2 rRNA genes (1 of these 2 cut by a window edge) are annotated in these 2,500 nt (G+C 54.6%); both read right to left on the reverse strand.

What is annotated here, in order from left to right:
* Positions 1 to 144: 144 nt before the first annotated feature.
* Positions 145 to 259 (reverse strand): 5S ribosomal RNA (rrf, locus tag FJV80_RS34265).
* Between the two features lie 195 nt (positions 260 to 454).
* Positions 455 to 2,500: ribosomal RNA gene (locus FJV80_RS34270) — 23S ribosomal RNA — on the reverse strand (it continues 754 nt past the right edge of the window).

The raw sequence follows: 2,500 nt of genomic DNA on the forward strand, positions 1-2,500 counted from the left end.
CGACTAGGCTGGCCTACAGATAGGTATATGGCTCACCAAATGAAAGGGCCGCTTACGCGGCCCGTGGTCCCTTGGCGGGCCATTTTCGTAGAGAGAAGATTTCACTCGATCCGGTTGGATGTGAGTTCAACGTGCGTTTAGCAGACCTGGCAGCGACCTACTCTCCCGCGTCTTGAGACGAAGTACCATCAGCGCTGGAGCGTTTCACGGCCGAGTTCGGAATGGGATCGGGTGCAGCCGCTCCGCCATAACCACCAGGTCGGCAAAACGCACGTTGTTCGAGAAGCTGTTTTTTGTGCCAAGGCGACGTTTGTGGCTTTCGGGCGTAAGCCCGCAAGCGCGACTGCGCGTCGCCGGTTTTCCGGCGCCCTCGCGGAGCATAGGCCCGTAAGGGCCGCTCATGCGTGAGCGCTGGTCAGACCATCGTGTTACACGATGGGCATAAGGAATGAGAACGATCAAGCCGATCGAACTATTAGTACCGGTAAGCTTCAAGCGTTGCCGCTCTTCCACACCCGGCCTATCAACGTGGTCGTCTTCCACGGTTCTCAGGGAATACTCGTTTTAAGGTGGGTTTCCCGCTTAGATGCCTTCAGCGGTTATCCCGTCCGGATATAGCTACCCTGCTATGCGGCTGGCGCCACAACAGGTCCACCAGAGATCCGTCCATCCCGGTCCTCTCGTACTAGGGACAGATCCTTTCAATATTCCTACACCCACGGCAGATAGGGACCGAACTGTCTCACGACGTTCTGAACCCAACTCACGTACCGCTTTAAATGGCGAACAGCCATACCCTTGGGACCTGCTCCAGCCCCAGGATGCGATGAGTCGACATCGAGGTGCCAAACAACCCCGTCGATATGGACTCTTGGGGGTCATCAGCCTGTTATCCCCGGCGTACCTTTTATCCGTTGAGCGATGGCCCTTCCACGCGGGACCACCGGATCACTATGACCGACTTTCGTCTCTGCTCGACTTGTCAGTCTCGCAGTCAGGCAGGCTTATGCCATTGCACTCAGCGAACGATTTCCGACCGTTCTGAGCCCACCATCGCGCGCCTCCGTTACTCTTTAGGAGGCGACCGCCCCAGTCAAACTACCCACCATACATTGTCCCGGACCCGGATAACGGGCCGCGGTTAGACATCCATAGTAATAAGGGTGGTATTTCAAGGGTGGCTCCACCTGAGCTGGCGCCCAGGTTTCAAAGCCTACCACCTATCCTACACATGCCACTACGAATGCCAATGTAAAGCTATAGTAAAGGTGCACGGGGTCTTTCCGTCTAACCGCAGGAACCCCGCATCTTCACGGGGAATTCAATTTCACTGAGTCTATGCTGGAGACAGCGGGGAAGTCGTTACGCCATTCGTGCAGGTCGGAACTTACCCGACAAGGAATTTCGCTACCTTAGGACCGTTATAGTTACGGCCGCCGTTTACTGGGGCTTCGATTCAGAGCTTGCACCCCTCCTCTTAACCTTCCAGCACCGGGCAGGCGTCAGACCCTATACGTCGTCTTGCGACTTCGCAGAGCCCTGTGTTTTTGATAAACAGTCGCTACCCCCTGGTCTGTGCCACCCTCCTCCACTTGCGTGGAAAAGGGTCACGCTTCTTCCGAAGTTACGCGTGCAATTTGCCGAGTTCCTTCAGCATAGTTCTCTCAAGCGCCTTGGTATACTCTACCAGACCACCAGTGTCGGTTTCGGGTACGGTTTATAAGGAGGAGCTATTTCCTGGAACCACGCAGCAGCCCGTTCAATCCGATAAGATTGGACTACCTCAATGATCCGTCACTACCTCCAAGCCCACGAATATTAACGTGGTTCCCATCGACTACGCGTTTCCGCCTCGTCTTAGGGGCCGGCTAACCCTGCTCAGATTAGCTTTAAGCAGGAACCCTTGGTCTTTCGGCGGGGGAGTCTCTCACTCCCCTTACGTTACTCATGTCAGCATTCGCACTTCTGATACCTCCACCACCCCTCACGGGTATGGCTTCATCAGCTTACAGAACGCTCCGCTACCGCTCGTGATTGCTCACGAACCCTAAGCTTCGGTGTATGGCTTTAGCCCCGTTACATTTTCGGCGCAAAGACCCTTATTTAGACCAGTGAGCTGTTACGCTTTCTTTAAATGATGGCTGCTTCTAAGCCAACATCCTGGTTGTTTTGGGATCCTCACATCCTTTCCCACTTAGCCATAACTTGGGGACCTTAGCTGTAGGTCAGGGTTGTTTCCCTTTTCACGACGGACGTTAGCACCCGCCGTGTGTCTGCCGACTAGTACTCCCAGGTATTCGGAGTTTGGTTAGGTTTGGTAATCCGGTGAGGACCCCTAGCCCATCCAGTGCTCTACCCCCTGGGGTATTCGGTCGACGCTCTACCTAAATAGATTTCGCGGAGAACCAGCTATTTCCGAGTTTGATTGGCCTTTCACCCCTAGCCACAAGTCATCCCGAACTATTGCAACAGTTATGGGTTCGGTCCTCCAGTAAGTGTT

The organism is Mesorhizobium sp. WSM4310 (assembly GCF_007003935.1).
GTDB lineage: Bacteria > Pseudomonadota > Alphaproteobacteria > Rhizobiales > Rhizobiaceae > Mesorhizobium.